This window comes from Streptomyces sp. NPDC005496 (assembly GCF_042872045.1).
In the GTDB taxonomy this organism is placed as follows: domain Bacteria; phylum Actinomycetota; class Actinomycetes; order Streptomycetales; family Streptomycetaceae; genus Streptomyces.
The window spans coordinates 727,665-735,009 of the sequence record NZ_JBIAJQ010000002.1 but is presented as its reverse complement, the minus strand read 5'-3'; the positions used below and the strand labels follow the sequence as shown (position 1 = coordinate 735,009).

6 protein-coding genes are annotated in these 7,345 nt (G+C 71.6%); 2 read left to right on the top strand and 4 right to left on the bottom strand.

The window, feature by feature from the left end:
- Positions 1–140: 140 nt before the first annotated feature.
- Positions 141–1,376: a helix-turn-helix domain-containing protein gene (locus ACFYQQ_RS07705; RefSeq protein ID WP_356164665.1), complete on the bottom strand. Its 1,236-nt coding sequence runs from the start codon at positions 1,374–1,376 to the stop codon at positions 141–143.
- Between the two features lie 387 nt (positions 1,377–1,763).
- On the bottom strand, positions 1,764–2,231 hold the full coding sequence (locus ACFYQQ_RS07700) for a hypothetical protein (protein ID WP_388903863.1): 468 nt from the start codon (positions 2,229–2,231) through the stop codon (positions 1,764–1,766).
- Positions 2,232–2,597: 366 nt separating this feature from the next.
- Here ACFYQQ_RS07700 and ACFYQQ_RS07695 point away from each other — a divergent pair, with 366 nt between their 5' ends.
- Positions 2,598–3,125, top strand: coding sequence for a universal stress protein (locus ACFYQQ_RS07695; RefSeq protein ID WP_355781740.1), 528 nt, complete (start codon positions 2,598–2,600; stop codon positions 3,123–3,125).
- 344 nt (positions 3,126–3,469) lie between these two features.
- Here the strand turns inward: ACFYQQ_RS07695 and glmS are convergent, their stop codons facing one another.
- Both glmS and ACFYQQ_RS07685 read right to left on the bottom strand, forming a co-directional pair.
- Positions 3,470–5,287, bottom strand: a complete 1,818-nt coding sequence (gene glmS, locus ACFYQQ_RS07690) for a glutamine--fructose-6-phosphate transaminase (isomerizing) (protein WP_355781743.1) — start codon at positions 5,285–5,287, stop codon at positions 3,470–3,472.
- A 62-nt stretch (positions 5,288–5,349) separates the two neighbouring features.
- On the bottom strand, positions 5,350–5,607 hold the full coding sequence (locus tag ACFYQQ_RS07685) for a hypothetical protein (protein ID WP_356164669.1): 258 nt from the start codon (positions 5,605–5,607) through the stop codon (positions 5,350–5,352).
- 164 nt (positions 5,608–5,771) lie between these two features.
- On the opposite strand from ACFYQQ_RS07685, the gene ACFYQQ_RS07680 reads away from it, so the two are divergent.
- On the top strand, positions 5,772–7,343 hold the full coding sequence (locus ACFYQQ_RS07680) for a metallophosphoesterase family protein (RefSeq protein WP_356165062.1): 1,572 nt from the start codon (positions 5,772–5,774) through the stop codon (positions 7,341–7,343).
- The last annotated feature ends 2 nt before the right edge of the window (positions 7,344–7,345 follow it).

Sequence of the window (7,345 nt, the reverse complement as noted above, 5' to 3'; positions counted from 1 at the left end):
ACCCACACCGTGCTTGGGGTCTTGTGTCTACCCCACCGCCCCGCGCCGCCCCGCCGGCCCGCCCGGGCGCCCCGGCCCCGCCCGGCCGGGGGCGCACGGACGGTCCGGGCGGGAGCCCGTGGGCCCCCGCCCGGCCGGTGCTACGGCGCGCTGCGCTGCCCCGGCAGGCTCGGTCGGCCCGCCGCGTAGAAGTCCTGGCCGTGCTTGGCCGGGTCCGTGGACAGCGAGGTGGACGGGCCGATCGCGCCGGCGGCCGCCGTACGCCGGGTCTGCAGCGGCACCGGGCTCTCCTGGTGCAGCGCGGGAGCCGGTCCCGGCGGCCCCGCGGAGCCGTCCAGGTCGGAGGGCCGGTCGCCCTGCGGACGGCGCGCCCGGTAGGCGGCGCGGTACGCGGCGGGCGAGGAGCCGAGCTGGCGGCGGAAGTGCCCGCGCAGCGCCACCGGCGAGCGGAAGCCGCAGCGGCCCGCGACCTCGTCCACCGAGTAGTCCGACGTCTCCAGCAGCCGCTGCGCCTGGAGCACCCGCTGCGTGATCAGCCATTGCAGCGGAGCGCTGCCGGTGAGCGAGCGGAAGCGGCGGTCGAAGGTCCGCCGGCTCATGTAGGCGCGCGCGGCGAGGGTCTCCACGTCGAACTGCTCGTGGAGGTGCTCCAGCGCCCAGGCGACGACCTCGGCGAGCGGGTCGGCGCCGATCTCCTCCGGTAAAGAGCGGTCGAGGTAGCGCTCCTGGCCGCCGCTCCGGCGCGGGGGGACCACCAGCCGGCGGGCCAGCGCGCCGGCCGCCTCGTTGCCGTGGTCCGTCCGCACGATGTGCAGACAGAGATCGATTCCGGCCGCGGTGCCGGCCGAGGTCAGTACGTCCCCGTCGTCCACGAACAGCTCGCGTGGGTCGACGTGCACCGACGGATAGCGCTTGGCCAGCGTCGGCGCGTACATCCAGTGGGTGGTGGCCGGCCGTCCGTCCAGCAGCCCGGCGGCGGCCAGCACGAAGGCGCCGGTGCACAGCCCGACGATGCGGGCCCCCTCCTCGTGCGCCCGGCGCAGTGCGTCGAGCGCCTCCTCCGGTGGCGGCGAGGTGATCGACCGCCAGGCCGGTACGACGACGGTGCCCGCCCGTGAGATCGCCTCCAGCCCGTGTGGCGCGGTGAGTTCGAGGCCCCCTGTGGTCCGCAGTGGGCCTTCCTCACCCGCGCTCACCAGGAGGCGGTAACGCGGTACGCCCGCGTCCTGGCGGTCGATGCCGAACACCGACAGCGGTATGGAGCTCTCGAAGATGGGGCCGCCGCTGAACAGCAGCACCGCGACGATCTCCTTGCGGCGTCGCCCGGAGAGTTTCCGGGCCGCGGCTTCCGGCGCGGCAGCGGAGTCGTGGCTCATACTGCTAAGCCCCCCTCGGTGGTCGCGGCACCCTTAACCTTTCGGGTCTGTCGCTCCAACACGTTTCCCCTCGGTCCTGCACGAGTCCCCCGCCGTAAGACAGTCATGATCGAATCTACTGTGTCGCGTGGTGCCGGCGTGACCAGTTCACCATCCGGCACATTGTCGACATGGCAACTTGGCGTGAAGCATTCGATCACGAAGCGTTGCACTCGTGGGCCGTGCAGGGAAGTGCGCCTTGTGCCGGTGGCCGGTCCCCATAGGGTGCGCATGTCCCCGGCGACCCTGTCCGTGCAGGTGGAACGGGGGTTGGGGGGTCGTTCGACCAAGCCATGCGCCGGTAAGTGAAGTTGGCTGAAAAGAAGCGGGGGCGTGCGCACAAACCGGTCAGTCGACCGGCGTATCTCCCCCTGTTCGACGGCCGCCTCTGTGCGCCCCGGGACCGTTCCTCCCGTGTGCCCCGGCAGCCCCGTGGGAACCACCCCGCCCGCCGTGGCCGCCGGCCATCGCGTGCGCGCCGCCCCGTCCCCACTCGCTCCTGCCGGGGCCCTCGCCCCGCGGCGGACCGGGCCGGCCGTGCCGCCCGCGGTGCTGCGGCTCCTCCTGTGCGCGCAGCCGGGCGGCGCCCCGTTCGGACTGCCTCAGCAGCATCCGGCAGGCGGCGGTCACCGCTCCGAGCCCGAGCGCCGTGCCGGCCGCGCCGGCGAGCGAGGTGCCGTACAGGACGAGCACCACGGGGACCAGGACGCAGCTGAAGGCGGCCCAGCGCACGACGTCGCTCGCCGTGTCCTGCGGGGGCGGCGCGGGCGGACGCGGCGCGGGGGCGGACTGGGACGCGGTCTCTGGTGCGGGCACGCTGTGCTCCCTGGTGCTCCCGTGCTTCCCATGGTCGTGGCTCACCCGGTTCAACGCGTGTTCGAGCGCCCGGTCACTGCCCGGACGCCGAAGACCGGCCGGACCCCGCCCCGCCGCGTCGGGCCGGGGTCCGGGCCGCGCTCGGGTGAACCCCGTGCAAACCGCCTGTACGGGGCAGCAACCATTGCGTTACGGGCGCCCCCTCATGCATGCTCCCTGGAACCCCGCGCGGCAGGCGCGGGATATGGGCAGAGGAGGCGTGCCGCCGTACCCTTGGGGGTATGGGGTTGGGAAGGTGATTCCCGGACACACAGCTCCGCCGCTCTCTGTCGTCCCACCCACGAGGATCCACACGCCGAGACACTCATGGCCGGTCACGAATTCTTCGATCCCGCGGACCGCAAGCGCCCGCTCGCCGATCCCACGGCGGCCGAGCCCTTGGCGGCGGAAGAGCCACGTCGTTCCTGCGACCCCGCGTTCAAGCACGGCGTGGTCGTCGGCTTCGACGGCTCCACGTCCAGCGAGCGGGCGCTCGCGTACGCGATCGGCATGGCCCACCGCTCCGGTTCGGGCCTGATCATCGTGCACGTGGCCAACCGGCTGCCGACCACCGTCTGGGCGGGCTGCGAGCCCCCCGTCTTCGTGGACGTGCCGGACCACCGCACCGAGGTCCTCGGGCTGGAGCTCGCCTGCGCGGAGTACCTGTCCGAGGTGCCCTGGATCCTCGTCGAGCGCGGGGGCGACATCTGCCACGAGCTCGAAGAGGTGGGGCAGGAGTACGAGGCGGACGCGATCGTCGTCGGCTCCACGCACGGCATCGTCGGGCGCATCTTCGGCTCGGTGGCCGGCCGGCTCGCCAAGCGCGCCCGGCGGCCCGTCGTCGTCATCCCCTAGCGCGCCGCGCCCCTCACGCGCCCTTCGAGTGCAACTCGCTCCCGTCCCAGGTGGGATGAGGGGCGGGTAGCTCGGTTCCCTCGCCGTATCGCGTCAATCTACCGACGCGTAGAGGTGTTTGTGCCTTTGTGAAGGGCATATACCGGTCGCCGGTCCCGGTATGTCGGCCCGGGACCCTCGCGGACGCGCCGCCGGCCGGGGGGTGACGGCCACCGGCTGAAGCAGGCGCGGGCCGGGGCAATGGGCGGCCCCGGCCCTGACAGAGCGACCCCCTGCGCGAAGGTGGCACACGCAGGGGGTCGTTCACGCTCCGGCGGGCCCAAGTCCCGTGTCCGGCGGGCGGATTACTCCACCGTCACCGACTTGGCCAGGTTGCGCGGCTTGTCGATGTCCCGGCCCAGGGCCAGCGCCGTGTGGTAGGCGAGGAGCTGGAGCGGGATGCCCATGAGGATCGGGTCGAGCTCGTCCTCGTTCTTCGGGACGACGATCGTCTGGTCGGCCTTCTCCTGCTCGCGGTGGGCGACGGCGAGGATCTTGCCGCTGCGGGCCTTGATCTCCTCCAGCGCGGCGCGGTTCTTCTCCAGCAGGTCGTCGTCCGGGACGATCGCGACGGTCGGCAGCGCGGGCTCGATGAGCGCGAGCGGGCCGTGCTTCAGCTCGGAGGCGGGATAGGCCTCGGCGTGGATGTACGAGACCTCCTTCAGCTTCAGCGAGGCCTCGCGGGCCACCGGGTAGCCGCGCACCCGGCCGATGAAGAGCATCGAGCGGGCCTCGGCGTAGTTCTCGGCCAGCTTCTTGATCTCGTCCTCGCGCTCCAGGATCTCGGAGATCTGGGCGGGCAGCTTGCGCAGGCCCTCGATGATCCGCTTGCCGTCGCGCACCGACAGGTCGCGGGTGCGGCCCAGGTGCAGCGCGAGCAGCGCGAAGGCCACCGTGGTGTTGGTGAAGCACTTGGTGGAGACGACGCACACCTCGGGGCCGGCGTGCACGTACATGCCGCCGTCGGCCTCGCGGGCGATCGCCGAACCGACGACGTTGACCACGCCGAGGACGCGGGCGCCCTTGCGCTTGAGCTCCTGGACGGCCGCCAGCACGTCGTAGGTCTCACCCGACTGGGAGACCGCGACGTAGAGGGTGTCGGGGTCCACGACCGCGTTGCGGTAGCGGAACTCGGAGGCGGGCTCGGCGTCCGCGGGGATACGGGCCAGCTCCTCGATCATCTGGGCGCCGATCATGCCCGCGTGGTACGAGGTGCCGCAGCCGAGGATCTTCACCCGGCGGATCTGGCGCGCCTCGCGGGCGTCCAGGTTCAGGCCGCCGAGGTGCACGGTGGAGAAGCGGTCGTCGATGCGGCCGCGCAGCACGCGGTCCACGGCGTCGGCCTGCTCGTGGATCTCCTTGTGCATGTACGTGTCGTGGCCGCCCATGTCGTACGACTCGGCCTCCCACTCCACGGTGGTCGGCTCGGCCGTGGTGCGGGTGCCCTCGGTGGTGTACGTGCGGAAGTCGTCGGCCTTGAGGGTGGCCATCTCGCCGTCGTCGAGGGTGACGATCTGGCGGGTGTGGGTGACGAGCGCGGCGACGTCCGAGGCGACGAACATCTCCTTCTCGCCTATGCCGAGGACGACGGGGGAGCCGTTGCGGGCCACCACGATGCGCTCGGGGAAGTCGGCGTGCAGGACCGCGATGCCGTAGGTGCCCTCGATGACGCGCAGCGCCTCGCGGACCTTGTCCTCCAGCTTCTCGGCCTGCGAGCGGGCGATGAGGTGGGTGAGGACCTCGGTGTCCGTCTCGGAGAGGAACTCCACGCCGTCGGCCTCCAGCTTCCTGCGCAGGTCGCCGGCGTTGTCGATGATGCCGTTGTGGACGACGGCGACCTTGCCGTCGTGCGAGAGGTGCGGGTGCGCGTTCACGTCGGAGGGGGCGCCGTGGGTGGCCCAGCGGGTGTGCGCGATGCCGGTGGTGCCCTTGAAGCGCGCGGGGACCTTGGCCTCCAGGTCGCGGACCCGGCCCTTGGCCTTCACCATCTTCAGGCCGGCCGCCTTGGGGGTGGTGACGACGATGCCCGCCGAGTCGTAGCCCCGGTACTCCAGGCGCTGCAGGCCCTCCAGGAGCAGTGGTGCCACGTCACGCCTGCCGATGTAACCGACGATTCCGCACATACGTCTTCCGGTTCCCCTCTGTCGTTCTGTTCGCTGTGTCGTCCGGGTCCGCCGTCGGGCGGTCAGCCGTAGACGATGCGGCGCAGCTGCCGGAGCGTGAGCTCGGGAGGCGCGACCGCGCGGTACTTCAGGTCCGCCTCGATCCGTTCGAAGATCGACGTGTTCACCAGGCCCTGGGCCTGGAGCTCGCGGTGGCGGCGACGGACGTATTCCTCGGTCGTCTCGTCGAAGTAGGCGAGCACGTCCTGGACCACCCGCAGTGCCTCGCCCCGGTTCAGGGCGGTGGAGCGCGTCAGGTGATCAACAAGTTCGTCGTGCACCCGTTGATCCTGGGGTACGGGAAGGCGTTTCGCAAGAAACCTGCCCGATATCGGGCAGGGCAGTGTTGAAACTCTTATGGACCGCTGTTTGCGAGCTGTCCACCCTGCGTCCCGCGAAGCGTTGCTTGCCTGGAGCAACTTCTGGCTCCATGGACATACCACGCATGGGCGTACCGGAGCGGCTCGCCGACCGGATGAGCATGGCCGAGCAGCACGAATACCTCCGGGCGCGCTTCTCGCGGCGCACGATGATGCGCGGCGGCGCCGTCACCCTCGGCGCCGTCGCCGGCGGCGTCTTCGTACCGGGCGCGAGCGCGCGGGCCGCGACCGCGTCGTCCGCGGCACCCGCCCGGGCGACGAGCACCGGGAAGGTGGACGGCGCCCTCGTCGCCCCCTTCGGCCGCCACCTCGCCTACGGCGCCGACCCGCGCACCGAGATGACGGTCTCCTGGCAGGTCCCGGTCGCCGTCCGCAGGCCCTACATCCGCATCGGCGCGCACCCCTGGGACCTCTCCCGCAAGATCGAGGCCGAGGTCCGCGAGCTGTTCACGCCGGCCGGCGTCGGCGCGAGCGGCGACCACACCCAGTACTACCTGCACGCCCGCCTCACCCGGCTGCGCCCGGGCAGGACCTACTACTACGGCGTCGGCCACGACGGCTTCGACCCGGCGTCCGCCCACCTCGCAGGCACCCTCGGCACCTTCACCACCGCCCCCGCGCACGCGCGGCCGTTCACCTTCACGGCCTTCGGCGACCAGGGCGTCAGCTACCACGGCCTGGCCAACGACAGCCTGATCCTCGCCCAGAACCCCGCCTTCCACCTGCACGCGGGCGACATCGCCTACGCCGACCCCGCGGGCCAGGGCAAGAGCGCCGACACCGGCTTCGACTCGCGCACCTGGGACCAGTTCCTCGCCCAGACCGAGTCGGTCGCCAAGCAGGTGCCGTGGATGGTCAGTTACGGCAACCACGACATGGAGGCCTGGTACTCGCCCAACGGCTACGGCGGCGAGGAGGCGCGCTGGCAGCTGCCGGAGAACGGCCCGGACAAGGCGAACCTGCCCGGCGTCTACACCTTCACGCACGGCAACACCGCCGTGATCTCGCTGGACGCCAACGACATCTCCTTCGAGATCCCGGCCAACCTCGGCATCTCCGGCGGCACCCAGACGAAGTGGCTGGAGGCGCAGCTCAAGAAGTACCGGGCCGCGAAGGACATCGACTTCGTCGTCGTCTTCTTCCACCACTGCGCGTACTGCACCTCCACCGCCCACGCCTCCGAGGGCGGGGTCCGCGACGAGTGGGTGCCGCTCTTCGAGAAGTACACCGTCGACCTGGTGATCAACGGCCACAACCACGTCTACGAGCGCACCGACGTCGTCAAGGGCGGCAAGGTGGCCAAGGAGCTGCCGATCGGCGGCACCGCGTACCCCGAGACGGACGGCGTCGTGTACGTGACGGCGGGCGCCGCCGGGCGCAGCCTGTACGCGTTCAGCGCCACCGAGTCCTACCAGGGCCACGAGAAGGACCTGGAGTCGGTGTCGTCGTTCGTTTGCGTCGACGGCGACCGGCAGAACGAGACGGTCGCCTGGTCGCGGGTGCGCTACCTCGACTACTCGTTCCTGCGGGTCGACGTGACGCCCGCGCCGAAGGGCCGCACCGCCACGCTGACGGTGCGCGGGATCGCCGAGACGGGCGAGGAGGTCGACCGGTTCACGGTGGCCCGCCGGGTCTGAGC